Source organism: Kangiella spongicola, assembly GCF_003194565.2.
GTDB classification, from domain to species: domain Bacteria; phylum Pseudomonadota; class Gammaproteobacteria; order Enterobacterales; family Kangiellaceae; genus Kangiella; species Kangiella spongicola.
The window spans coordinates 389,363-415,016 of sequence record NZ_QICH01000003.1; the positions used below are offsets into that span (position 1 = coordinate 389,363).

Annotated in this window: 22 protein-coding genes and 1 pseudogene; 11 read left to right on the forward strand and 12 right to left on the reverse strand. The window is 44.3% G+C overall.

Going from position 1 to position 25,654, the window contains the following annotated elements; genetic code table 11:
- Positions 1 to 9: 9 nt before the first annotated feature.
- The 3 genes from DL796_RS10600 to DL796_RS10610 form a co-directional block, all read right to left on the reverse strand.
- The gene (locus tag DL796_RS10600) at positions 10 to 633 is read right to left on the reverse strand and encodes a LysE family translocator (RefSeq protein ID WP_110201681.1); all 624 of its coding nucleotides are present in this window, start codon (positions 631 to 633) and stop codon (positions 10 to 12) included.
- A 79-nt stretch (positions 634 to 712) separates the two neighbouring features.
- A complete protein-coding gene (locus tag DL796_RS10605; RefSeq protein ID WP_110201682.1) occupies positions 713 to 1,255 on the reverse strand; it encodes a redoxin domain-containing protein in 543 nt (180 codons plus the stop codon).
- Entirely contained in the window at positions 1,255 to 1,848 is a 594-nt protein-coding gene (locus DL796_RS10610) for an NAD(P)H-dependent oxidoreductase (RefSeq protein ID WP_110201683.1), read from the reverse strand. The genes DL796_RS10605 and DL796_RS10610 overlap by 1 nt, the downstream gene beginning before the upstream one ends.
- Positions 1,849 to 1,971: 123 nt before the next feature.
- Here DL796_RS10610 and DL796_RS10615 point away from each other — a divergent pair, with 123 nt between their 5' ends.
- A complete protein-coding gene (locus DL796_RS10615) occupies positions 1,972 to 2,328 on the forward strand; it encodes a winged helix-turn-helix transcriptional regulator (protein ID WP_110201684.1) in 357 nt (118 codons plus the stop codon).
- Positions 2,329 to 2,347: 19 nt separating this feature from the next.
- On the opposite strand, the gene DL796_RS10620 is transcribed toward DL796_RS10615, so the two are convergent.
- The 3 genes from DL796_RS10620 to DL796_RS10630 form a co-directional block, all read right to left on the reverse strand.
- Positions 2,348 to 2,527, reverse strand: coding sequence for a DUF2219 family protein (locus tag DL796_RS10620; protein ID WP_110201685.1), 180 nt, complete (start codon positions 2,525 to 2,527; stop codon positions 2,348 to 2,350).
- Between the two features lie 255 nt (positions 2,528 to 2,782).
- Positions 2,783 to 5,758, reverse strand: coding sequence for a Tn3 family transposase (locus tag DL796_RS10625; protein ID WP_110201686.1), 2,976 nt, complete (start codon positions 5,756 to 5,758; stop codon positions 2,783 to 2,785).
- 261 nt (positions 5,759 to 6,019) lie between these two features.
- Positions 6,020 to 6,961: a site-specific integrase gene (locus DL796_RS10630; RefSeq protein ID WP_018624882.1), complete on the reverse strand. Its 942-nt coding sequence runs from the start codon at positions 6,959 to 6,961 to the stop codon at positions 6,020 to 6,022.
- Positions 6,962 to 7,137: 176 nt separating this feature from the next.
- Between DL796_RS10630 and DL796_RS10635 the strand changes: the two genes are divergently transcribed.
- The 8 genes from DL796_RS10635 to DL796_RS11845 all read left to right on the forward strand — a co-directional run bounded on the left by DL796_RS10635 (position 7,138) and on the right by DL796_RS11845 (position 17,030).
- Complete coding sequence (locus DL796_RS10635) at positions 7,138 to 8,088, forward strand: DNA-binding protein (RefSeq protein ID WP_018624881.1); 951 nt, start codon at positions 7,138 to 7,140, stop codon at positions 8,086 to 8,088.
- 120 nt (positions 8,089 to 8,208) lie between these two features.
- Entirely contained in the window at positions 8,209 to 8,574 is a 366-nt protein-coding gene (locus DL796_RS10640; protein WP_012801194.1) for a hypothetical protein, read from the forward strand.
- Positions 8,575 to 8,672: 98 nt separating this feature from the next.
- Positions 8,673 to 9,905: a TolC family protein gene (locus tag DL796_RS10645; RefSeq protein ID WP_110201687.1), complete on the forward strand. Its 1,233-nt coding sequence runs from the start codon at positions 8,673 to 8,675 to the stop codon at positions 9,903 to 9,905.
- Between the two features lie 16 nt (positions 9,906 to 9,921).
- Complete coding sequence (locus tag DL796_RS10650) at positions 9,922 to 11,232, forward strand: efflux RND transporter periplasmic adaptor subunit (protein WP_110201822.1); 1,311 nt, start codon at positions 9,922 to 9,924, stop codon at positions 11,230 to 11,232.
- Positions 11,233 to 11,248: 16 nt separating this feature from the next.
- Complete coding sequence (locus DL796_RS10655) at positions 11,249 to 14,443, forward strand: efflux RND transporter permease subunit (protein ID WP_110201688.1); 3,195 nt, start codon at positions 11,249 to 11,251, stop codon at positions 14,441 to 14,443.
- Between the two features lie 160 nt (positions 14,444 to 14,603).
- Entirely contained in the window at positions 14,604 to 15,506 is a 903-nt protein-coding gene (locus DL796_RS10660; protein ID WP_110201689.1) for a cation transporter, read from the forward strand.
- 34 nt (positions 15,507 to 15,540) lie between these two features.
- Positions 15,541 to 16,428 carry a cation diffusion facilitator family transporter gene (locus DL796_RS10665; protein ID WP_018624875.1) on the forward strand — a complete coding sequence of 296 codons (888 nt, stop codon included), beginning with the start codon at positions 15,541 to 15,543 and terminating at the stop codon, positions 16,426 to 16,428.
- Between the two features lie 311 nt (positions 16,429 to 16,739).
- A complete protein-coding gene (locus DL796_RS11845) occupies positions 16,740 to 17,030 on the forward strand; it encodes a bile acid:sodium symporter (protein ID WP_197047990.1) in 291 nt (96 codons plus the stop codon).
- A gap of 378 nt (positions 17,031 to 17,408) precedes the next feature.
- On the opposite strand, the gene merA is transcribed toward DL796_RS11845, so the two are convergent.
- The 6 genes and pseudogenes from merA to nhaD all read right to left on the reverse strand — a co-directional run bounded on the left by merA (position 17,409) and on the right by nhaD (position 22,435).
- Positions 17,409 to 19,046 carry a mercury(II) reductase gene (merA, locus tag DL796_RS10675; protein WP_018624874.1) on the reverse strand — a complete coding sequence of 546 codons (1,638 nt, stop codon included), beginning with the start codon at positions 19,044 to 19,046 and terminating at the stop codon, positions 17,409 to 17,411.
- A 10-nt stretch (positions 19,047 to 19,056) separates the two neighbouring features.
- Positions 19,057 to 19,502, reverse strand: a pseudogene (gene merC / locus DL796_RS10680) (organomercurial transporter MerC).
- Positions 19,503 to 19,515: 13 nt separating this feature from the next.
- Positions 19,516 to 19,791: a mercury resistance system periplasmic binding protein MerP gene (merP, locus tag DL796_RS10685; RefSeq protein WP_110201690.1), complete on the reverse strand. Its 276-nt coding sequence runs from the start codon at positions 19,789 to 19,791 to the stop codon at positions 19,516 to 19,518.
- Positions 19,792 to 19,825: 34 nt separating this feature from the next.
- The gene (locus DL796_RS10690) at positions 19,826 to 20,173 is read right to left on the reverse strand and encodes a mercuric transporter MerT family protein (RefSeq protein WP_110201691.1); all 348 of its coding nucleotides are present in this window, start codon (positions 20,171 to 20,173) and stop codon (positions 19,826 to 19,828) included.
- 84 nt (positions 20,174 to 20,257) lie between these two features.
- Positions 20,258 to 20,650, reverse strand: a complete 393-nt coding sequence (gene merR / locus DL796_RS10695; protein WP_012801204.1) for an Hg(II)-responsive transcriptional regulator — start codon at positions 20,648 to 20,650, stop codon at positions 20,258 to 20,260.
- A 381-nt stretch (positions 20,651 to 21,031) separates the two neighbouring features.
- Positions 21,032 to 22,435 carry a sodium:proton antiporter NhaD gene (gene nhaD / locus DL796_RS10700; RefSeq protein WP_110201692.1) on the reverse strand — a complete coding sequence of 468 codons (1,404 nt, stop codon included), beginning with the start codon at positions 22,433 to 22,435 and terminating at the stop codon, positions 21,032 to 21,034.
- 431 nt (positions 22,436 to 22,866) lie between these two features.
- Here nhaD and DL796_RS10705 point away from each other — a divergent pair, with 431 nt between their 5' ends.
- Positions 22,867 to 23,973, forward strand: a complete 1,107-nt coding sequence (locus DL796_RS10705) for a hypothetical protein (protein ID WP_110201693.1) — start codon at positions 22,867 to 22,869, stop codon at positions 23,971 to 23,973.
- A gap of 8 nt (positions 23,974 to 23,981) precedes the next feature.
- Entirely contained in the window at positions 23,982 to 25,604 is a 1,623-nt protein-coding gene (locus DL796_RS10710) for a BCCT family transporter (RefSeq protein WP_110201694.1), read from the forward strand.
- Positions 25,605 to 25,654 lie beyond the last annotated feature (50 nt).

Below are 25,654 nucleotides of genomic sequence, written 5' to 3' on the forward strand. Positions count from 1 at the left end.
AAAAAACTCTTAACCTAAAGCCAACCAGATACCAACGGCGATCATTAAGCTTCCAGAAAGTCGATTTATTAGCCGGACATTATTACTGCGTTGTAACAGACGCCTTAAAGTCTTTCCGCCAGTAGCGTAAATCATCAAAAACATAAATTCACTCAACAAAATAATTACCACAAGGGCGGACAATTGTGGTGGCATAGCTAGAGTAGGGTTTATAAATGAAGGTAATAAAGATACGGTAAAAGCCCAACCTTTTGGGTTGGCGATTGCTGTTACAAAGCCTTGCATCGCCAATTGCTTGCCAGAAACAGAATTAGGACAGTGATCATCAAGATTTATGGCCATTTTACCGCGAGAACGCCACATTTGAATGCCCAGGTAAACAAGGTAAGCACCGCCAGCATACTTTAAAACTAGGAATGCAGAGGGATAATTCAGCATGATGCTGGCCACACCAACAACAGCTAGCACCGAAACCAAGGCAACACCAATTAATTCTCCCCACATCATATACATGGTTCGACGGACACCAATGCTCATGCCCAGCGTCAGCGCCAAAGTCATACACATTCCAGGTGTAGCAGATATCACCAGAAAGGTTGGAATAAAGAGTAAGAGTAGAGTGGTATCGAGCATTTATTGTTAAGTCTTAAGACTGTACTTTTAAAAAGGAAACTGAATCCTACCATAGAATAAATATCCGTATACATCTTTCCTATTTATGCGTACCACGAATTGGATAATTGTTTTCCGGGTTACGTATCCAAGCCAGTCCGTTAACTAGAGATTTCAGCTCTGGTCGAACAAAGGGGTTGTTGGAAATATCAGCAACCTGTACCTTCCCTTGGCTATTTACAACAAATAAGCCTGGCTCAGCGAACGGATGGTCAGTTTCTTGAGGAGACCTAGGATCAGAGATAAAAAGACCAAGCTCTTTCATTTGCTCAAGGGTCAATCCATAAGCGATAGGAAAGTCCACGTCTAATTGCTGTAAATGGCTTTCAAGTTGTGCCTTGCTATCACCAGAAACAGCAATTAAATCAACACCCGTTTGTGCTAGGGTGTCTTTCATGCCTTGTAGATGGTTAAGGTATCGAGTACATAATGGACAATGCCTACCACGATAAATCACTATCATTTTCCAATCTAAACCATTTTCTGGCGTTGCTAGTGTTTTAACCTCACCATTAAGAAGGGTTGCTTTGATTTCTGGAAAGTCTGCTCCAGCGTGTAATTTATTGGTGTACTCGATACTCATTAAGCGGCTCCTTTAAAATGCTCATTGATGTGAGCTTCAAAGCGTTTAAAGTCGTTTTCAACGTCGGCATTTTTCATAACGTCAAAGGCAGCAAACGTTGGTAATGGCTGCATACCGAAGAACTTGAAGTTCATGTGCATCGGGAACATTAAATCATCAATAGACTTACCGTTGAAAAACTCACTGCTATCATTAAATGCCTCTTCCGGAGCATTTAAAGTTAAAGACATCATGTACTTCGTATTGGTTAAAGCTCCGCCCATACCATAGTTCTTTTTAGGTGCATCTTCCGTTCGACCATCACCCACACATAAAGCACCGCCCATACCTGCCGTATAGACTTCGTCCATATATTTTTTGAACGACCAGCTGACGCCCATCCAGTTAACAGGCGACTGAAACACTACTGCATCTGCCCACGTATGGTTTTCTAGTTCTTTCTCAACATTTATAGTCTCAGACATTGTAACGACACGAGTGGAATAGCCTTTCGTTTCTAACATAGCCACAGCTTTATCGACTAACGTCGCGTTCAGTTTGCCTTCTGAAAAAGGGTAGTACTGGTGACCATTAATAATTAAGACGTTCTTCATTTTTGCTTACCTTTAAATTAAAAATACTAGGTGAATTGTTTTCTTTAGGTATATTATGGTAACCTAGACTAGTAAATCAATTAGTATACTTTTGGTAACCTGCAATTATTTAGAGGTGAAGTGATGGAAAGTGTTGTTAAAACAGACAATAAGGGCAGGAAGAAAGTTTTAAACGCCTGTACAGAGCCTTGTGCAATAGAGAAGGGGATGCGTCTAATTGGTGGTAAGTGGACGGCCTCCATCATCTATCACTTGAAAGACGAACCTGTACGTTTTAACGATTTAACTCGGATGCTTGGAGGCGCGAGCAAAAAAATGATCGATCAACGATTAAAAGAGCTCGAGTCTAGGGGTATGGTTATTAGAAAAGTCATTAGCGATAGACCAGTTGCTGTAACCTACGAACTGACAGAGTTTGGTCATTCCGCACTAAACATACTTGAACAACTTAGGGTGTGGTCTGAATCTAACAAGTTGTAAGCATTAAATATTGATCGGTTTAGTAATCGATAGAAACAGTAACGCCCGCCCACAAAGAGTTGCGAGAACCGACACCTTGTTTAATTTCGTTCGTTTGATACCTTACGACATAGCTAACTCTGTAGTTTTCTACTTTTTTCGTCACTCCAACCCAGGCTTCGCCAATCAAGTGTTCAAGTTCGCTACCAGAGAAAGTCACTCGAAACCAGCAACAAAAAACTTCCTACTTGAACTAAATATTAGGAATTACAGACTGCCCATAGAAGAAGAGGTACGGCCACGATTCGTAACAAATCGACCAATAAAATAATTAACCACTTGAATTAAAAGAAAAATTCAAGTCAAACTGTTGATTTTGCTTTGCGAAGTTATCAGATAAGTCTATTTGAAGTTTTCCATTTAATATATTTACCGACGCTGTATACAACAAAATGTAAAATCTCGTCCAACCGTATTACTGCGGGCTTTGGCTTTTTATGATGTCAAGTTTGTAGTTTAGGGGCTTTCGCTTTTTACTTAAATCGAGATGGTAATCGCCGAAGCGATTAATATGCTCAGTTCGATATGGCGAAAGAAACTTCAACACCTCTTCTGAAATTGGCATTTGACGTTGTTTCAATTGCGACAGAACTTCTGTCATGGATTGAACGTTATGCAAAATAACCAGATTAGCCACAAGCTGATTATACTTAATGACCTTCCGCTGTTCATGTCGCACATTTTCCGCAATAATACCGTCACCCCCAAAGAACAACCACTTGGTGAAGTTATTGAACTCTTCACTTTTATTGGTAGCAGAATGAATGGTGCGCCTGAGCTCCACATCGCTAATGTACTTCAGTAAGAATATAGTTCGTATCGCTCTACCCAACTCACGAAAGGCAAAATACAGTCGGTTTTTACGGCTGTAAGTTCCCAAACGTTTTAAAATTGTAGACGGTGATATTTTTCCTGCCTGAATAGACAGTGCCACACGTAACATATCGGGCAGGTGTCGTTCAATCAATGACCAATTGATATTACCTCGGAACAAACGGTTTATATGCTTGTACTTGGTTCGACCGTCAGCTTTGTAAAATACCAGCTTCTTGATGTTTCGTATTCGGGGCATCAAGTCAATACCTAGCAAATGAGCCAGGCCAAAAACGGTTGTGCTTTGAGCTTGAGTGTCTCCATGGATCACATCCGGCTGTATGTCCGATTCATTCTTAATGAGGCCATCAAGGATGTAGATAGCTTCATAAACGCCACACGGAATGAAGTGGCTGAATAAAGCTATGTAAGTGTCCGAGACGTGATAATAACCTATACCGCCATACCCCCCATAACGGATATGATACTCTGATAATAGGTTCTGTTCGTACACGTTCCACTTGGTACCATCAGCTGATGCTGATTTACCTGATCCCCAGAAGGATGGCAGCTCAAACTTGTTATAAGCATTCACGGTTTTTACAATAGCTTTTTCAAGTTTCTCTTCAGTGACATACTTTAAATTCAGCCAAGCAACTTGCTTACGGCTTAAGGTCTTGATTGAGCGAGCTGTTTGAGTTGGCCCAAGATTGCAGCCATAACAAAAAAGGGTCGATATAAAGCGTTTACGAGGATTATCAAGTTTGCTTTCAAATCCAGATACAGGCTTAAACAATTTGTGGGCGTCCAGCCATTGCTCGGATTCTACCAGAATATCGACAATGCTCTTTTCCTCAAGAGAGTCCCGTAAGGCTTCATCAAGCTTCTTGAGTTGTTGGGGCTCAGGGATATTCTGATGTCTTCTAATCACAAGCTGATCATTATTGAAATCAAGAAACTCATTGGATTGAAATTGCTCGTCCACCTGAGTTGATAATTCGCTGAGAGTTTTCTTTAATTCAGTTGCAAAGGTTTTGCTATCCTTTGAAAAACCTAGCATGTCAGTATATTCAGATAAACCTTGCTCGTATTCATCCCAACTGATTAGTTCTTTGCGATAATCTGAATGTTCCAGGCTGTAACGAATGAATAAATCACCTGAGCTGAGTTCATTCTTGATCCGAGACAGAACACACAACTCAAAGTATTTACGGTTGACCGTTTTCGTGTCTGCGTTGAATATCAGCTTCTTCCATTTATCGTTCACCCAGGGCTGCGCGACAAACTCCTCATAGTGACCCAGTTCCTGCTTGTGGGTATTTCGATACTCCAGAATGGTTTCTAGCGCCAGTAGAATCGAGCTATCTTCAGATGATGACCCTAACTCTAAAAGCTCCAAACAGTTCAGAAGCTGGGCACGTTGCGGTTTATACAATTTAAGCATAAAGGGATAATAATTATTTCCAGCATAGGCTAAGTGCTCTTCACACTCAGCTAATAGTATCGCTGGCTCTTCGCTCATGGCGTTTCGGATATCTTCCAGTGACGGCTGTATGTCAGCTTCATTATCACCATAAGTTTTTAAGACATTACGAAATTGGTTGATGAGCTTTTCCGTTCGCTGAGTATGCTCCTGGTGGTATTCCATCAGCCGAGTCTCCGCAGACTGGTGCAACTTATTCAGTTTACGCTTAAAGATACCCGCCACATCGTCTAACGATTGACTTAATTTTGACTGGATCAATAGCACCATCAGTGTGTAACGTTTAGCTTGCTTCATTTCTTTTAAGTGAAAAGCATCCAGTGAACGAGCTTCTAAAGTGTAATGGTGTTTTTTCGTTAACGGTAGGAACTCCATATTTGGTAAGCGTTCGACTAGGCCTTGTAACCATTGTAAATGTTGAAGGTAGCTTTTGACTTCTTTATTCGTGGGTTTTTTAACTTCTCGTTTAATCGAGTCCCAGCGCGTTTTTCTTCCAGAGCTATTGAGCATTTTATCCAACTCAATTGTCATCTCATGATTCAGCTTTTTATGTGTTTGCTTGAAATAGGTATCGTTGACCTGCTTTTTAGCTGATTTGGCATGTTTAACCAGAGTTGAGAAGCCTGGTAATTCATAGCGCTGTTTAACCAGCTCCTCGATAACTACATTGATAACATCAGCGAGCTCATGCTTTTTTTCTGATGCTTCGGATGAAAGCTTATGAAGCAATAATGTTGCTGTATTATTATTCTCAATAAGCTTAATGTTTAGATACCGCCTCACTAAAATCTTTAAACGGGTTCGACTCCCACCCCTGTCAAAGCGTGCTAAGTACTTTTTGGGAGTGTCGCCCATTTTCATCAGCTCAGAAATATGAGTAACAATCTTGTTTGGGATGTCAGAAGATTTGAGAAAATACCCTAAGCGCTGAGTTAATTTAATATGAACTAACAGGGCAAGCTGATCTAATTTGCGCCGGCGATGCTGGCGAATATAGGCCATGTCCTCTGGTGTCGGTGTATATACAGACTCTAATTCAGACTGACTCATGTTGGGTTTAATGCGCGGGTAAGCGGTTTCATTGATTGTTGTCATAGAGATATAAAATAACGTCCACGGATATCATGGCCAATTAGGTGGCTTGATCATTTGGTTACCTTTTAAAGGTTCAGCTGTTTAGCTCAGTCGCTACACCTTGCACCTTACCTATAGTAATATTTAATGTTGCGCAGTTTAATGAACCCGCCCTAGACATTTCGTGCTCAAGTTCACTCTATATTGAATTAATGCTTAACATTCATATTTCATGAGGCCTGTGGAACATTGTAGTCTTCATTCCAGTTTTATTGTATTGCACTACTTGAGTGGCTCAATAAAGCGTTGCTGAATTCGATTATATGAATCTATGTAGCGTAGAGCCGTTTTGGGATCTTTCCAACCAACGTACTCCATTAAATCTTTGAGACTCCAATCATTACTGTCTGCCCATGAAGCAAATCCTCGGCGTAAAGAATGACTGCTAAAGCTCTCAGGATGCTCAAGCCCTGCATCCCTGGCGCAATCGCGCACGATATTGATGATGGTATTCGGCGTCATATTGTGTTGGTTGAAATGCCCCCAGCGATCGATCCCGATAAACAGTGGGCCCTCGGTTAATTCAGCAGCTGTTATCCAGTCCTGATAGGCGGTGACTGGGCAGAGTTTTTGCAGAGCCGGTACTTTATAGGTCGTACCTTTATTGTTTCTATCGCCTTTGGAGTTTGGCAAATACAATGACATTCCTTTATTGGGGATCACGATTACGTGCTCAATGTAGATGTTGGTGAGTTCATCTGCACGAAAGGCTCGCCAGAACCCGAGCAGCAGAATGGCTTTGTTTCGGATATGCCTTAAGCGCTGCCAGTAATCTTTACTTTCTGTAATCAATGAATCCAACGACTGAATAATGGTGTCGAGCTCTTCTAACTGAAGCGGTCGAGCCTGCTTAGGTTGGTACGGATGCGTTTGACGTATGCCTTTCATCACCTGTTTAACCAGGGGAGCTTTCGTGGGATCGGGAAAACCGTACTCATTGTGCCATTTAGCGAGTACGGCCAAACGATGTGCTAAGGTACTGGACGACAACTTATCGGCATAGTGACTGAGGTACTGCGCAATCGCATCAGGTGTTGCAGGTAACAGGCCGCCCCAGTGACGCTCATAGTGCTCAACGGCGGCACGGTAACTGCGTACCGTGTGTTCTCGAGTGGCGGCGTTGACGTAAAAGCTGACTAAATCAGTATTTTTAGAATCGGGCATGATTGCGTGTTATGTACGGCTTTGCCTCATCATATCGCCCAAAAACGCACATCACAATAGATAATCTACTATTATCTAAAATGAATTTTCGAAAGCTATAGACACGTAGATGACACAGTAATAATATGTATATACATATTATGTATTACATTACAAAATAATCAGAGACTTAAAAAATGGCGCGCACAGGCATCTCTCAATTTGACGTTGAAAAAGCATATAAATCATTGACTTCACAGGGTGTAAATAACCCATCAATTGATGCAATACGAGCTGAGCTGGGTAACACTGGCTCCAAAACCACCATCTCAAAATACCTCAAAGACATTAAAAAGACCCGTACTAACGGTACACTCACCGAGGTCAAAGTCTCCGACGCCATTGGGCACCTGGTAAGCCAGCTTGCTGCCAGGCTCAACGCTGAAGCGAATAAAACCATTGAAGACATGGAGCAAGCCTTTGATAAAGAGCGTAAGTCTTGGAATCAAGAAAAGTCAGGACTTGAGGAGTCGTTAAGCCAAGCCACAGAGCAAAATAAAGCTCTAAGTGATAACATTCACTCACTACAGGCGAAGCTCAATACTGCCAGCCGTGAGAGTGAGCAACTGAACACTGAGTTGCAAGGTATTCAAAGTGACTTGAAAGAACTTACAGCCGTTTGTGGACAAAAAGATGAACGAATTATCGATCTGGAGAAGAGTCTGCAACACAGTTATGACAACTTGAGCCACTTCCGCGAATCCGCTAAAGAACAGCGTGATCAACAAGAGCGCAAGCACGCTGAAGAAGTGTCGGGATTGCGAGCAGAGCAGCGAAAGCTGGGGCAAACCATTGCCTCTCAACAGTCAGAACTCACGCAGTTGAACCGTCAGAACGCTGAGCTAATCACCGAAAAGCGGTTGTTGGCCAAGTCACAGCGCGAACTTCAAAACTCATTAAAAGCGTTAACTGAACAGGTGCAGTCAGCCAGTACTGACAGAGAGGAGCTACTAGCGCAACTTGATGCTATAACCAAAGAAAACAATGAGCTAAACACTTCCGTTGTTCAGCTAGAGCATGAGGTTGAGGAATTGAAATCGCCCGAGAAACTCGCAAAAAAACAGGAAGTAGCCAAGTCTAAAAGCTAGCCTTTAAGCACAAAGCTGTGTAATAGTTGGTTAGTATCCACTTATCTCTTGTGAACTAACTGATAATCTGCTAGTCTACTGCCCTGCATTTATGAGAACGAGTAGAGACTCTTTTTTACCGTGAACCGTCAACTTTTAACTTTCGCTCTAGCCATATTGATTGCCCTGCAATCGGTAGTTGCTGTGGCGGACGTCCATCAGTTTCATCAATCCGGTTCTGAGCATCTTACTTTTGATCACGAGCATCAAAAAGCTCACTCCTCTCCAATACCAGATGATGACAAGCGTTGGTTAGAATCAGAAAAGAGCAAAAGCTACCAGCTTGATTGCCACCATTGTTGTCACTGTCATGGCTCATCACACCCTTTCTTTCTGGGTCGCCAAGATATCTCTGCTTCTCTTTATCAAAAGGGGGCTATTTTAGGCAACCCTTCCCATTACAGTTCCCATATAGCATTCCCTGATAATCCCCCTCCGATCAGTTAAATACAGTACAAATAAACTTTTATTCTGAGGTATAGCGTTGTGCAAATGCCAACCCAGCTGTGCCTGATGTACTTTGATTTTAATTGTGAGGAAATTTCATGAAGAAACTATCAGTTTCTTATGCGATGTGTGCCGTTATTTATTTGCTGTCGGCTTCAGCGCAAGCGCAACCCGTTGATTGGGAGCGCTGGCTGGCATCACAGATAAAGCAGCACCCAGACATCATCGCGGCCCGCGAGCAACTGCAAGGCTCGGAAGCTACTGCGGACGCAGCGGAACAGCCACTTTACAACCCGGAGTTATCTTCTGAGCTGGAACAGGTTGGTGAAGAAAATAACTACCGTGTAGGTGTTTCTCAAACGGTTGACTGGTGGGATAGACGAGGTGCTAAACAGCAGCAGGCGGCTTTTATCCGACAAGCAGCCAAAGCCCAGTATCAGCAACAGGTTATGAGTAAGACTGCTGAGGCTCTATCAGCATTGGTTGAGTGGCGTGCCAGTAATCAAGCCGCCATTATTGCTCAGGCACAAAAAGAGCAGCTTAATGCATTATTGCAAGTGGCTGAAAAGCGCCAAAAAGCAGGGGATATAGGCACTATTGATGCTGAGCTCACCTTTCTATCTTTATCAAAACAGCTGGCACAGGTCGCTGAGCTTGAAGTCGCTTTGCAAAAAGCCGAAAGCAGAGTGCGCGAACTTTTGCCACAGTGGACTCCTGAAAAAGGAGGCATTCCCGAAGATTTCTGGCCTTCGGAGCCAGTGTCCATTACTGACCAGGAGTTGTTACAACATCCCTATGTTGCCAGCGCTCAGGCTCGCTGGAAGTCCATCAAGGAAGAGGCCGAAGCAACCCGCCGCGCAGCCAAAGCAGAGCCGACCTTTGGAGTCAATGCTGGTCGCGACGGTGGAGAAAATACTGTCGGCCTGACCTTCTCGATTCCTTTGAATGTACGTAATGACTACAGTGCCGAAACTCGTGTGGCTAATCGTGCAGCACTAGAAGCAGAGGCCCGATTCTTGGCCGTTTATCGCAATCTACGGTTTGACTGGCAGGCTGCACAAGCTGCCTGGAAACGTTATGACGAGCAATACCGACGCTGGCTCGAGCTGGCTCATGGCAGAGTTGAAAATAGTGCTGACTTGTTGGAAAGCCAGTGGCGAAGCGGTGATCTATCAACAACTGACTACCTGCTCGCTCTCAACCAGCGTTCGGAGAGCCTGCTGGCAGGAATCTCACTCGAAAAGCACACACAACTTGCGTTAACCGAAGTGTTGCTGCACTCCGGCCAGCTCAGAGCTGTTGCACCAACTGCGACTAAGCCACTGAATTAAAGATAGGACAATGAACATGAATAGATTATTGATAGTGATGCTAAGCGCCGCAATGACTGCACCAAGCGTAGGGCTTGCAGAAACAATGAGTAGTGAGGCGCACGAACATGATAAGAGCAAGACTGCTCAAGAGGTTATTGAGCATAAGGATGATGCGTCTCACAAGGAGCACCCATCAAATGCCACGGATGAACATGAGCGTCATGGTGATACAGAACATGAGTCTAGCGATAGTTCCCACAATGAAAGTCATGATGAGGCTGGACACAGCGAAAGTAATACTGAAGAAGATGGACATGGGCATCAAGAAGAAGCTTCTGCCACTACGGCACTAAATACTGCCCAAATGACTATTGCTGATATCCAGGTTGCTCCTCTCACTGCCAAGCGTATTGATTATGAGTTCTACGCACCAGGGGAAGTTCTTTCTAATGGATACACTAGCTACATAGTGTCACCGCGAGTTGCTTCCGTTGTATTACGTCGTCACGTAGCATTGGGCGCTCATGTTGAACAAGGTCAGCCACTGGTAACCCTGTTCAGTGAGGATGTGGCGCAGGCCCAGGCAGACTATCGCACCGCTTGGCCTGAATGGGAAAGAGTCCGCAAGCTCGGTCGCAAAACCGTTGGAGAGCAGCGTTATATCCAGGCCAAAACCAGCTGGGAGGCTGCTCGGGCAACGTTGCAGGCCTATGGGTTAGCTGAGTCAGATTTGCAGTCTCTGGCATCGCAAGATATTAAGGCATTGGGCGAATATACCCTACGTGCCGAAACCGATGGTTCTGTGTTATCTGACGACTTCGAGCAGGGGCAGCGCGTCGAAGCTGGTTCTCCTCTGATCAAGCTGGCCAATGAGAAGCAGCTCTGGGTCGAAGCACACCTTCCAGCAGATCAGTCTATATCACTTCCGCTCGGTACATTGGCTGACATTGTGGCTGGTGATATCCGAATTCAAGGCAAGGTATCCCAAGAAGCACATACCATAAACCCCGTTACACGAACCCGAACAGTGCGCTTATTGGTGGACAACCTGGAGCATAGGCTGCATCCGGGACAGTTTGCAGAGGTCTTCTTCCGTTTTCGTACAGAAGAGCCGGTATTGGCTGTGCCAGAGTCAGCACTGATGCGAAATCCCGATGGAGACTGGGCAATTTTTGTAGAAGAGAGTCCAGGGCAGTTTCGCTCTCAAGAAGTTGAACTAAAGCGAGCACTAGGTTCGTTGCGTGAAATTAACGGCATTGTTCCCGGAACACGTATTGTTACCGACGGTGCCTTTTTTGTTGCTTCACAAATCGCCAAAGGCGGTTTTGATCCGCATAACCACTAAGCATTAAGGAGACTCTATGTTTAATCGAATTATCGATTGGGCGGTCACTAACCGTTTGCTGGTGGCGATTGCGCTCATTACACTAACGGTCAGCGCCTTTTTTATTATTCCAAGGCTGAATCTTGATGCATTTCCGGATGTTACCAACGTTCAGGTCTCGGTCAATACTGAAGCTCCTGGCTTGGCTGCTGAGGAAGTCGAGCAGCTGATAACCTATCCGATTGAAGCTGTCATGTACGCTCTGCCTGATGTAGAAGAAGTAAGGTCTATTTCAAAGACTGGCTTGTCTGGCGTTACTGTTGTGTTTAAGGAAGGCACTGATATTTACTTTGCCCGGCAACTGGTATTCGAGCGACTTCAGGCTGCCAAAGAGCTGATTCCAGAGGGCGTTGGTACACCCGAAATGGGGCCAAACACTTCTGGGCTGGGGCAAGTCTATCAGTATTTACTGGTTGCCGAACCCGGTTCGGGTTTCGATGCCATGGAGCTACGCAGCTTAAATGACTGGGTGGTCAAGTTGTTGCTTATCCCGGCCGAAGGCGTGACTGATGTGCTGTCTTTCGGCGGTGAGGTGCGTCAGTATCAGGTCGATCTGAATCCGTCAAAGCTGTTATCTTACGATCTGACCCAGGACGATATCATGGCGGCTCTGGAGCGTAACAACACCAATGTTGGCGGCTGGTATATGAACCGTGGTCAGGAGCAATTGGTGATCCGAGGTACCGGCTGGCTCGATCATGGCAAGCAAGGGCTGGAGCAGATCCGTCAAGTTCCCCTGAAAACGGTGGATGGCACCACTATCACCGTATCGGATGTAGCCAAAGTGAATCTGGGTAGCGAAATCCGCCAGGGCGCAGTGACCATGACACGCCGAACTTTGGATGGGAAAGTTGAGACACTAGGCGAAGTCGTCTCAGGCATTGTATTAAAACGTTTAGGCGCCAATACCAAAAGCACCATTGATGGGGTTAATGCCCGTATCGAGCGTATTAATCAGGCGTTACCGGAAGGAGTTAAGTTCGAGGCTTACTATGATCAGGCCGATCTGGTGACGCAAGCGGTTGATACCGTTGTCAATGCTCTGTTACTGGCGTTTGTCTTCATTGTGGTCATTTTGGCGCTGTTCCTAATGAATTTGCGTGCTACCTTACTGGTACTGATCTCAATTCCAATTTCCATCGGTATTGCTTTGATGGTGATGGCGTGGTTTGGTCTTTCGGCAAACTTAATGTCTCTAGGCGGTATTGCCGTGGCCATTGGCATGCTCGTGGATGGCTCTGTAGTGATGGTCGAAAACATGTTCAAACATTTGACCCATCCCGATGCCACCCATGACAAAGATAGACAGACAATGGTTCAGGATGATCCAGATCCTGTTGATGCAGCTCATGATAGCCATGGGATTGCTTTACGCTTGCAAGAAGCTGGCAGAGAGGTAGCAAGACCTATATTTTTTGCGACAGCAATTATTTTAGTTGTCTTCATGCCGCTATTCAGTTTCGAAGGGGTCGAAGCCAAACTGTTCCAGCCGATGGCTATCAGTATCATGCTGTCTATGCTGTCCGCGCTGGTTGTAGCTTTAATCATAGTCCCAGCATTAGCCACCTACCTGTTTCGCAAAGGGATACGCCCGCGGGAGAGTTTCGTCTTGAAACCACTTGATAAACTCTACCGCAAGGGTTTGTCGTGGGCTATGAGCCACAGTAAGGTCGTCGTTGGTATTGCTGTAACGCTCGTGGTTGCGGCAGCTTTAGTAATACCGCGTCTGGGTACCGAGTTTGTGCCTGAACTCGAAGAAGGAACGGTCAACCTCCGGGTAACTCTCGCTCCGTCCTCCAGCCTGGATACTGCGCTTGAAGTCGCTCCAAAACTCGAAGCAATGCTGATGGAATTCCCGGAAGTCACCTATGCGTTATCACGCATTGGACGTGCCGAAATTGGCGGTGATCCAGAGCCAGTGAATAACATTGAGATCTATATTGGTCTTAAGCCAGTGCCAGAATGGACCAGCGCCGATAATCGTTATGAACTTCAATCCCTGATGGAGCAAAAGCTGGAACAACATCCCGGATTGCTGTTCAATTTTTCACAACCAATTGCCACCCGTGTGGATGAGCTGTTATCGGGGGTTAAAGCGCAACTAGCGATAAAACTCTTTGGTAAAGATCTTGATGTGCTGGCTGAAAAAGGGCAGGCAATTGAGGCAGTGGTCAAAAAGATCGACGGTACGCGTGATGTTGCCATGGAGCAAATTGTCGGTGAAGCTCAATTGGTCGTAAAGCCCAATCGCCGCGCATTGTCTCGTTATGGACTCGACGTAGCGGATGTCATGGAAGTGGTTCGAAATGGGCTTGGCGGTGCCAGCGCTGGACAAATCATCAATGGTAACGAACGTTATGATATCTATGTTCGGTTGGATGAACGTTTTCGCCAAGATCGCGAAACTATTGCTGACCTTCGTTTGCAGGCACCTTCAGGAGCCTGGGTTCGCCTTGGTGATGTAGCCTCTGTAAATATTGCTTCCGGCCCGCCGCAGGTTCGCCGCGATGATGTTCAGCGCAGAGTAGTCGTTCAGGCCAATGTGCAAGGGCGTGATATGGGCAGCGTGGTAGCAGATATTCGCGCAGCGATTACTGAACAAGTTGATTTGCCAACGGGTTACTCCGTGGATATAGGTGGACAATTCGAAAATCAACAGCGAGCACAAAAGCGTCTGTCGCTGGTCGTGCCATTATCGCTGGCGCTTATCGCCTTGTTGCTTTATTTTGCCTTTGCTTCGGTTGGTCAGGCTATGCTGATTCTGGTAAATGTACCTCTAGCCATTATTGGTGGGGTATTCTCACTCTGGCTGTCAGGGCAGTATTTATCAGTGCCCAGCTCGGTCGGATTTATTACCCTGTTTGGCGTCGCGGTACTTAACGGTGTAGTGATGGTTGAAAGTATCAATCAGCGTATCAAGGATGGCCTACCTGTCAGTGAAGCCGCTTTTGATGGTGCCGTATCCAGGCTTAGACCGGTATTGATGACAGCAGTAACATCTGCGTTAGGCCTAATACCGATGTTGCTATCAAATGGCGTTGGAGCAGAGATACAAAAACCGCTTGCCAGTGTTATCGTAGGCGGGCTGATAACAGCCACATTTTTAACATTGTTTGTGTTGCCCGTTTTGTTTGCCTGGTTTTCAAAAGGTAAGTTGAAGGAGAAACACTAACTAGCAATCTGCCGGCTCTATTTTGGAGTCGGCAATACTTTATAATAGCAAGATGGTTTGAACCAACACCCCATTAATGCTGAAAGCTCGCCCATTTTCGTATCGAGGACTTTCCGCCGGGGAGGGGGAAAGCCAATATCAAAAAATGCAAGGTATACCTATGAGCCAGAAATGTAACCGTGACTGCAAAGCAGATGCTACTGATATAACGCAAGATATTGCTAGCAACGACAAGTTATTTGAAGGGGCATATATAAGCGAATACCACGTGCCTAAAATGGATTGTCCATCAGAAGAGGGCATGATCCGGATGGCTCTGGACAGTCTTGAGCCAGGTGTAATCCTTGAATTTGATACGCCACAACGTAAAGTCAGAGTGTTTCATCATCCTGATGTGAGTGACATGGTAGAAAATCGGATAACATCTCTTGGACTTGGCGCGAGATTAGAGTCAACCAGCGCTGTGGACAGCGAGATTATCCATAAGGCAAGGTTAACGGCACAAAATGAAGAAGCAGAGGAAGCTGGCATACTTAAAATGCTGTTAGCTATTAATGCAGTGATGTTTATTACAGAGCTTGTTATCGGCTGGTGGGCACAATCGACCGGATTGATAGCTGATTCATTGGATATGTTTGCCGATGCAGCAGTGTATGGGGTGGCACTATACGCCGTTGGGCATGGCGTCCGAAAAAAACTCCGTGCAGCGCATATATCAGGTTGGTTACAGGTTATTTTAGCTCTGGGTGTATTAACAGAAGTTGTGAGGAGACTGGTTCAAGGGAGTGAGCCTGAGTCAAACCTTATGATGGTGTTTGGCTTAATTGCCTTGGTAGCAAATGTCTGGTGCTTAATCTTAATTGCCAAAAAGCGAAATGGCGGCGCTCACATGAGAGCAAGTTGGATTTTTTCTGCTAACGATGTCATCGCCAACCTTGGTGTTATTATTGCTGGGGGGTTGGTAGCATGGACGGGGTCGCAATACCCAGACTTAATCATTGGCTTTATCATTGGCTCAATTGTTTTAACTGGTGGTTTTCGCATATTGAAGATCAAATCCTAAAGTAAGAATAAAGCTCCACAAGAGGTAATCTTAAATGCATGATCATTCGCACTCACATGGTTCAAATACTCGTATAGGTTGGGCATTTTTTCTGAATGTCACCTTTACCATTATCGAGTTTATAGGAGGTATCTTAACCAATAGTACCGCCATCATGGCCGATGCAGTCCATGATCTTGGCGACAGTTTATCCATTGGATTTGCTTGGTTCCTTAGTAAAGTTAGTGAGAAAGGTTCAAATTCAGAGTTCACCTATGGTTATCGCCGATTATCACTGCTTGGAGCTCTTATTAATGGCCTAGTCCTGATTATTGGTTCTGCATGGGTTCTGACAGAAGCTATCCCTAAACTCCTGCAACCAGAAATGCCTATGGTTGAGGGCATGATCGCGTTAGCCGTGTTTGGGGTGCTAGTTAATGGTTTTGCGGCTTATAAATTAAGTAAAGGTAAAACTCTTAATGAGCGTATACTCAACTGGCATTTACTGGAAGATGTACTTGGTTGGGTTGCAGTTTTAATCGTTTCCATCGTACTTCTTTTTGTTGACTGGCCCATTCTTGACCCAGCTTTGTCGTTTCTTTTCACTCTCTATATTTTAATTAATGTTGCTAAAAACCTTTGGCACACTATAAGGTTATTTTTACAGGCAATCCCTGACAAAGAACTGTCAAAATCAGTATACAAAACCTTAATAGAACTTGAAGAAGTGGACAGTATCCATCACCTGCACTTGTGGTCATTGGATGGAGAGCATCACGTACTTACTGCTCATCTAGCTCTACAGGATGCACTATCTATGCAGCAACAGCTGGAGTTAAAAAAATCTATAGCAGAACGATTGAGTAAATTTAATTTAGAGCATACGACTATTGAGCTTGAAATGACTGACGAGCAATGCCGCGATGCTTCTGAAGCTTTGTAATTGGGAGAGTACAGCTATAATTTATATTGTGGCCGCACAGTAACTGGTACCCTTGACTTATGCGTCGATTAATTTATTTCGTTGAATCAAATCTTGTTTGGTTTGTGATTATTGTAGCTGGAGTTGGCCTGATATTGCCCGAATCCGGGAAGTACCTCGACTCCTCAATAGCCCCTTTACTTGTGATTCTGATGTTTGTGATCAGCCTTACATTTGATGCACATGCCGTACGAATAGTCTTTCGCAAACCGTCAAGACAGTTTTTGGCAATGGGGCTCGTCTATGGCCCGATTCAATTGCAGGCTTCTTGACTGGTCGCCTTTTTCAATGCGGTCAATACAGCCTTTTCTCCTTTCGTAGTTCCGCTCCTTTTTCTATGGCTGACAGGGATACAGCTAGAAGTCCCTCTCGTTTCCATCATCCTGGAGTTAGCTCTAGTTGTTTTAGTTCCTACAATTCTCGGTGTAACCTTACGCACCAACTTTCCGACGATTATTTCAAAGCATGATTCGACTTACGCAGGAATTGGGTCAGTCTTCTATCTTGTAATATTACTTGCGGTAGTGGCTTCCAATGCAGAAACCATCATTGGTTATGGATAGTATGCTTTTGTAATTGCTGGAGCAGCTTTAAGTCTAAATCTTTGTGGCTACTTAATTGGAATGGCTTCACGGTTTATAACGACAGACCGACCGGAAGTCATCGCATACCTATTTACTGTCAGCAAAAAAGAATTTAGCATTGCAGCGGCTTTTGTGGCTGCATCCCGGTTGCCATCAGAAATAGTAATACCAGCCACATTCTTTGCAGTAATTCAGATGATCACATCTCCTATTGTGGCCAAATATCTTGCTTGAGGCTAGCTCTCAAACAGTTACTGAAGAAACTTTCCACGAAGAAATATGCAGTAAATTGGTAGTACCGTATCACTGGAAACCAAAAGCAGACTCATAAATATCTTTTCTGACGAAAGATAAAGCTTACCCAGCACAGCAAGACAGTTCTTTAATATCTTTACTGAAAGTTTGTGCACAAAGCTTCAGGCCTTCCACCATAGTTAAATAAGGAAACAATTGATCCGCTAAGTCATCCACTGTCATGTGGTTGTGAATCGCCAGTGCCGCGCTCTGGATAATCTCGCCGCCATCATGAGCTAATACTTGGGCTCCGATCAGGCGTTGGGAGCCAGCTTCAACCACCAGTTTGATGAAACCCTGAGAGTCGAAGTTAGCCAGTGCTCGAGGCACGTTTTCCAGTGGCAATACTCGACTTTCGGTCTCAATATTCTGTGCATGAGCTTCTTGTTCTGACAACCCTACCGTTGCTACCTGCGGTTCGGTAAAAATCACGGCAGGCATGGTGGACAGGTCCAATTGTGCTTCACCGCCAGTCATATTGATCCCAGCACGGCTCCCAGCAGCAGCTGCAACGTAAACTAATTGCGGCATGTTGCTACAGTCACCAGCAGCATAAACATGTGGCTGTGATGTGCGCATCTGATTGTCCACAGCGACCGCTCCATTGGCTTCTGTTTCGACACCAGCAACGCCTAGATTAAGGTTAGCTGTATTGGGTGCACGGCCGGTGGCGACCAGCAATTTATCGCCACGAATTTCTCCTTGCTCGGTATCAAGGATAAACTTATTATCTTCATAAGACACCTGACTGGCTTGGGTATGTTCCAGTACGCGAATGCCTTCCTGTTCAAAAGCTACGGTTAAGCCTTCTCCCAACAGTGGGTCTTCACGGAGCAATAAAGTACTGCGAGCCAAGATAGTGACCTCTGCACCCAGCCGACGATAAGCTTGAGCAAGTTCGACAGCCACAACTGAAGAGCCTATCACTAACAAGTGCTCAGGTAGCTCAGTTTCGAATAAAGCTTCCGTCGAAGTCCAATAAGGGGTATCAACCAGGCCTGGAATAGGAGGAATAGATGGCTGACTGCCGCTGGCAATCAAAAAGCGATCTGCAACCAGCTCTTGCTCGTAACCATCTTTGTTGCGAATAGTTAAGGTATGAGTATCTTTAAAAGATGCATAACCTTGTACCAATGACAATGCTGGATTGGTATCCAGAATATGCTGATATTTGGCGGCACGTAACTCTTCCACGCGTGCAGTTTGTTGTTTCGCTAACAAGCTACGATCCAAAGAAGGTTCATGATTTTCTAGACCGTCGAAAGGATTGTTACGCTGCTGTTCAGCCAGCTGGGCAGCCCGGAGCAGAATTTTCGAAGGTACACAACCGACATTAACACAACAACCTCCGATCACATCTCCAGCTTCAACGAGTGTGACTTGTGCTCCATTTTCCACTGCCTTGATAGCACAAGCAAAAGCAGCCGAGCCAGTACCGATGATAGCGACATGCAGCGACTTTTTGTCAGTCACATCTTCACTATCGCAGCCATCTAACGCGACAGGTTGAGCCGTGTAGCCAAGAGCTTTGATGGTATTGATTAGCGTCTGTTCATTGACATCAGATTCTGCTTCGACGACTGCACTGGATTTCGTATAAAAAACGGTGGCATTTCTGACGCCAGGCATGACGATCAAGGCATCTTCGATCTGCTGAGGGCATCTTTCACAAGTCATTCCAGAGATGGAGAATTTACGCATAAAGACCTCCTTATGGATTTGAGTGAGTGTTGTCGGCAGGAAGCACACAACTTTCATTGTCACAGCGTTTATTCGCTGGCGAAAAAATATCCCAGATTGATACCGCTACCATCAGTGCCAAGGCTGAGTACGTCACATAAGTGCTCCAGGCATATTGAAAGAACGGATAAAGTGATAGCAACAACAGAATAGGCCCTAGCATACCAAGCAGGTTACGATGCCACTGCTTGTGACCAATCCAGCCAAGTCCGTTAACTATTAGGCTAACCCAAGCCAATATAGGCAAGAGTGTATTGATAAAGAACCACTACCACTGACTGAGGAACCCTGCCCGATGGCTGCCCCCAAGCTGGCGATGGCCGGAAAGCACATGGCACAACCCATGGCAGACACCACGGCACCTAATGAGCTGGCTTTGTCGCCAATGCGGGTAAAAAGACTCAGCAGGTTCTTCATTAGTATTCGTCCTTTATTGCTTTACCACAGATGGATAGCCGGCATTTTTTGTGGCCTCGGTCAGCTTTTCCACCGTAGTTTTTTCATCATCAAAAGTGACCACGGCTAACTTATCTTCGAAGGTCACTTCAGCTTTGGTAACTCCCTCAACCTGTTGCAATGCTTTTTCCACCGTAATCGGACAAGTTACGCAGTTCATCGTGGGAACTTCAAGCATGACTGTTTGCTGCTTGGCAAACGCACCCAAGCTAAGTATTGATAGTAGGGATAATAGTGCAATTTTTTTCATCTTCTTCTCCAAGGGTTATTTCTCAACGATATAATTAAGCAAACCAGATAATCCAGTAATTGCTAGTGACTAATATTAATGCAATGAAGGCGGTTACCCAGAAAATGATCTGCCGGCGCTTACGTACTTGTGGCATTGCACAAGCGGTTCCAGGCTCACACTCTTCTATAGGTCGATAAACTTTCCAACCGGCAAAACTAAATAAAACCAGTACCAGCAAGATAAAAAAAGGGCGGTATGGCTCCAATACGGTCAGATTGCCAATCCAAGAACCACTAACGCCTAGTAGTAACAAGACTAAGGGCCCAGCACAACAAAGCCCAGCACCAATAGCAGCAGCAATACCACCAACTAGCGGTAAACTGGTATCGTTTTTTGCCATGGCTTACTCCACTTCAAATGTTCTGATAGAAAACAGTATAAACTCCGTATCCAAGTACGGAGTCAAGGGGTTTAGCGATTGTTATTAGTTGTTTTCTGGGAGAAGGGAAGTAATAATCGGGCAATGTGCCTGTTCAGTGTTGCTTGCACATTGTTTCAGTAAATCATTAAGACTGGTTTCTAAGCGGCGTAGATCAGCCATTTTTGCACGAACACTGGCAAGTTTGTGGTTTGCTATACTTTGTACTTCTTGGCAAGAAGTCTCTTCCAGCATCAGCAAGTTAGCGATCTCATCCAAGGAAAACCCTAACTCTTGAGCACGTTTGATAAACCGAATGCGATTCAAAGTCGTCTCAGGATAACGACGATAACCTTTAACGGGTTTTTGGGGCTGTTCAATTAAGCCGCACCGTTCATAATATCTAACGGTCTCAACGTTTACGCTTGCCAATTTGGCAAGTTGACCAATTACATACATAATTTAACCGTATTGTCGGTACTGAAGTGGGTAGTAAAATTCTAAGTTGAAAGTACGAATATAACAAACAGTGTATCAATAGCGCAAAGTCTGCTGTTAGTTCGTTGAGATATTCAATATATTTCATATGGTTAAACTATTTTTTGGTCGATTTATCACGAATCGTGGCCGTACCTCAAGAAAAGAACTCAGATGTAGACTTTTGGAAAGAAGCGTAGTGTCTGGTGACTTTTTGTAACCGGATTATATGCAATATCATTAATTTAACATAATATAAGTTATGCGAATATAGATGTGTAAGGTGAAGAAATATGGTAATCAAAAAGGCGGCCTAGAAAGACCGCTCTTTTGGTGTTTGTGACTGCACAGCTTTCTTACTAATTATGATCCGTTAATTAAAATATGTACCCAGATACTGGCCGCGTATCCAAGCGCAATAACTGGAGTCCATTTTAAGTGCGTCATGAATGTGTAGTGCCCACGCGCTTGTCCCATAAGTGCAATACCTGCAGCCGAGCCAATGGATAACAAACTTCCACCAACACCTGCCGTTAAAGTAACCAACAACCATTGCCAATGTGGCATCTCTGGATGCATTGTAAGAACGGCGAACATTACAGGGATATTATCGACAAGTGATGATAAAACACCTACGAGTATATTTGCTGGTGTTGCGCCTAATTCGCCATATAGATAGCTTGAGGCCATGCCTAAATATCCCAAGAAACCCAGACCACCAACTGCTAATATGACACCGTAGAAGAAAAATAAGGTATCCCATTCGGACTGTGCGATACGATCAAATATATCGTAGGGTCGCTGAACTGACACGCTTGTAGGGTTTTCTTCGGTAACTTTCTTTTGCTTTTGGCGAAGGAAATAACCATAAACTTTTAAAAAGCCTAGACCAAGCATCATGCCCATCGCTGGTGGTAATCCCAGGAAGTTTTGAAAAGCAATCGCAGTAAGCGTTGTTACTAAGAAGAGGCCGACGATAATAATGCCGCCCTCCTTTACTTTAGCTTGACCACCCTCTTCTGTTGCCTTTGGTTGGCCGTTAGTCAGCGCCAGTTGAAATATTATTGCCGGGATAAGGAAGTTAACCACAGAAGGAATAAATAGTGCAAAGAACTCAGAAAACTCAACAATTCCTTTTTGCCAGACCATCAGCGTCGTAATATCCCCAAACGGGCTAAAAGCACCGCCAGAATTAGCCGCTACCACGATATTTACACAGCTGACTGCTATAAATTTGGGATTATCTTTACCTACAGCGAGTATCACTGAGCACATGATCAATGCAGTGGTTAGGTTGTTTGCAATGGTTGATATAAAAAACGCAAAGACTCCTGTCATCCAAAAAAGCTGCTTATAGCTAAACCCTTTGTTTACTAGCCAGTCTCTTAGCGAATCAAACACATCCCGCTCAATCATGGCGTTGATGTAGGTCATAGCCACTAGTAGAAAGAAAAAGAGCTCAGCATACTCAAGAAAGTTATGCCTTACCGCTTCAGCGGCAACATCCGACAAACCGTATTGCTTATAGACAATACCGATAACTAGCCATATCAACCCAGCGGCAACCAAAATTGGTTTAGATTTTCTAAGGTGAAGCTTTTCCTCGAAAATGACTAAAGAGTATGAAAGTACAAAAATACCGATTGCTAAAAACCCAACCCAGTGATGTGTCAAATCAACCGCTGCGCTACTTGAGGTTTCAGATGCAACTGCTTGAAAAGGAAGAGTTAATAACAAGAATGTTAGAATTTTTTTGAGTGAATTCAACGTTTAATAATCCATATAAACCATGATGAGGCGTAATTATAGTGAGCTATGTTAGGGCATGACAGGATTTATTTAGGAATTAACACTATGTTTTCTAATGCGCTTTAATAATATAATCTAATGCTATGTGGGCAGGCTTTCTTTACGAATTAAGGTCACCTAAGAATGGAAAATTCTGTTAAATATAATCAGATAAGCGGAACTACAAGGTATACTTTTATTTGATTCTACATTTATGTTTTTTTGGGGCCTAGTTTGATTGTGATTATTTGCGCTAATGGTTGTTTTTTCATCAAAACGCAAAATCACATTACTTTGCTTAACTTCAACAAGATGGTGTTGATTACTAATTCTTATGTAGCCACGGCAAATTTGCTTTGTTCATTGGTAAGGGTTAGGGTTACACCCTTATTTTGACTGAGGAATAAGACATGTCTAAATTTCTATCGGGCTTATCTGTTTTGATGCTGGGTAGTTTAATTGTTTTCCCCTGCGAGTCCTTCGCAAATAATGATGAAACTGAAGTCAATATTGGTGGCGCCGTTCGTTTAAACTATGGTTGGAAAGATTATGACAACGATAGTGATGGTGCTTTTGATTTCGAATTGTTTGCAGTTGATGTGGATATTACCAAAGGCAAATGGTTCGTAGATTCACAGTTTCGCTTCTATCAAACTTTCAATGCCATTCATCACGCCGAGGTCGGATACAACTTCGACGATGATAATCGTTTAGCGGTTGGTGTCTCCCAAGTTCCTTTTGGTATTAGTCCCTACGCTTCTCATGGTTTTTGGTTCGGTGGCACCTACTACTTGGGCTTCGAAGATGATTATGACGCAGGCGTAAAGTGGACAAAAACATCTGGTGACTGGACTTTCGATACGGCTTACTTTTTCAATAGTGAGTACGATGACTCGGCGCGTTATGGACGCTACTCTTTTGATATTGCCAGTACTGATGTTAGCGATAATAAGGAAGATGGCCAAGCCAACTTCCGTGCCCAATATCAGTGGGGTGATCATGTTGTAGGTGCATCATTGCAAGCTGGTAAATTCCGCAACCGTACAACCAACGCACAAGGCGATCATGCCGCTGCAGCGGTTCATTTTGACGGACACTTTGATAGCTGGAATATTCAGTTACAGCATATTTATTACGATTACGAAGCTGCACCAGAATTACAAACAGACAACAACCGCATAGCAATGTCAGCGTTCGACTTCCCTTTCGAAATCGCTACTGAGGCTAACGTTACCAGTTTCAACGTCGCTAAAACTTTCAAAGTCGGCAATGACTTTTTAGATAAAGTAGTCTGTTATAACGATTTCACCTATACCGCAACTAATAATAAGCCAGGATTAACGGATTCTATCCAAAATGTTACCGGCTGTACTTTAATCAAAGACGGGCTCTATACCTACGTGGATTGGATCGCTGGCAAGAATATGTGGTTCGCAGGAGGCCCTGGTATAGGTATCTACAACGGTCCAGAAAAGTGGCACTCACGCCTAAATATTAATATTGGTTACTACTTCTAGGAGGACTTATGAGCGTCTCTGATAAAGAGTCGAGCGCAATACACAATCCATTACACGATAAATACGATACTGACCACGAAGTCGGCGATAACAACGTGGAAATAATGGGTATGGATTTACATAACCCTGTCTTTTTCGCCTCAGCGTTTTTTGTTTGTCTTTTAGTTATACTGACACTACTTTTCCCCGAAAAATCAAGCAACTACTACGGTGCAGCCAAGGATTGGTCTATCGGCAACTTCGACTGGTTGTTCATGATTAGTAGTAATATCTTTGTGCTGTTTTGCTTATTTCTACTGGTCTCGCCCTACGGCAAAGTTCGAATCGGTGGTAAAGAAGCCGATCCTGACTTTTCTTTATTGTCTTGGTTTGCAATGCTTTTTGCAGCCGGAATGGGGATCGGATTGATGTTCTTTGGTGTAGCAGAGCCTGTAGGTTATTTCACTAGCGAAAACGCTACTCCGTTTAATGTGCCAGCTAGAACCGAAGAAGCTCAAGCTCTTGCCATGGGCGGCACAATGTTCCACTGGGGACTGCATCCTTGGGCAATTTATGCGGTCGTTGGTTTGTCGCTAGCATTCTTTACTTATAACTGTAATCTTCCGCTAACGATTCGATCGACTTTTTACCCTATATTCGGTGAAAGGGTCTGGGGCACGACTGGCAATATAATTGATACTGTCGCAGTATTAGCGACCATCTTCGGCCTTGCCACCTCTCTGGGTTACGGCGCAAGCCAAGCCGCTGGTGGTTTACACTTCTTATATGATGAAATTCCAAATAACATTACGACACAGCTAGCGATTATTTTTGGTGTGACCGTCGTAGCCCTATTCTCGGTTGTCAGAGGCTTGGATGGTGGTGTAAAAGTTCTCAGCAACATTAATATGTCATTAGCGGCAATATTGATGATTTTTGTATTGGTTGCTGGCTCTACTGTGATGTTGCTTAATGGAATAGGCTCTACTCTTATGAGCTATGCGGAAAACGTTTTACCGCTTAGTAACTGGATTGGTCGTGAAGACGAAGGTTATTACAAAGGCTGGACAATTTTCTATTGGGCTTGGTGGATTTCATGGTCACCATTCGTCGGGATGTTTATTGCTCGCGTTTCTAAAGGTCGAACAGTAAGACAGTTCCTAGCGGCAGTATTAATTATTCCAACCCTGTTGACGGCAGTGTGGATGACGATATTCGGCCGTTCAGGTATTAACCAAGTCAAGAATGAAGTCGGAGCTCTGGCTGATGGCGTTAAAGATAGCTCTCTTGCTTTGTTCCAAATGCTTGAAAACTTACCTTTAACTACGATTACATCGACTATAGCTATCATCCTAGTGTTGGTCTTCTTCATTACATCGTCAGACTCAGGTTCTTTAGTGATAGATAGCATTACGGCTGGTGGTAAAGTTGATGCGCCAGTTACTCAGCGAGTCTTTTGGGCTGTAATGGAAGGTGTCATTGCGGCTGTGTTGCTCTTTGGTGGCGGTGCCAATGCGCTAGGTGCATTGCAATCAGCAGCGGTTACTGTTGGTCTGCCCTTCTCTGTGGTGCTTCTATTAATGTGCGTCAGTCTATTCTTAGGGCTAAGGTCGGCGTATAACCTGAATTACAAAGGGAAAGTATTGAAATAATAGTCATTATTTCCAATCTAATTGAAAAAGTAAGAAAGCCCCTTCTGGGG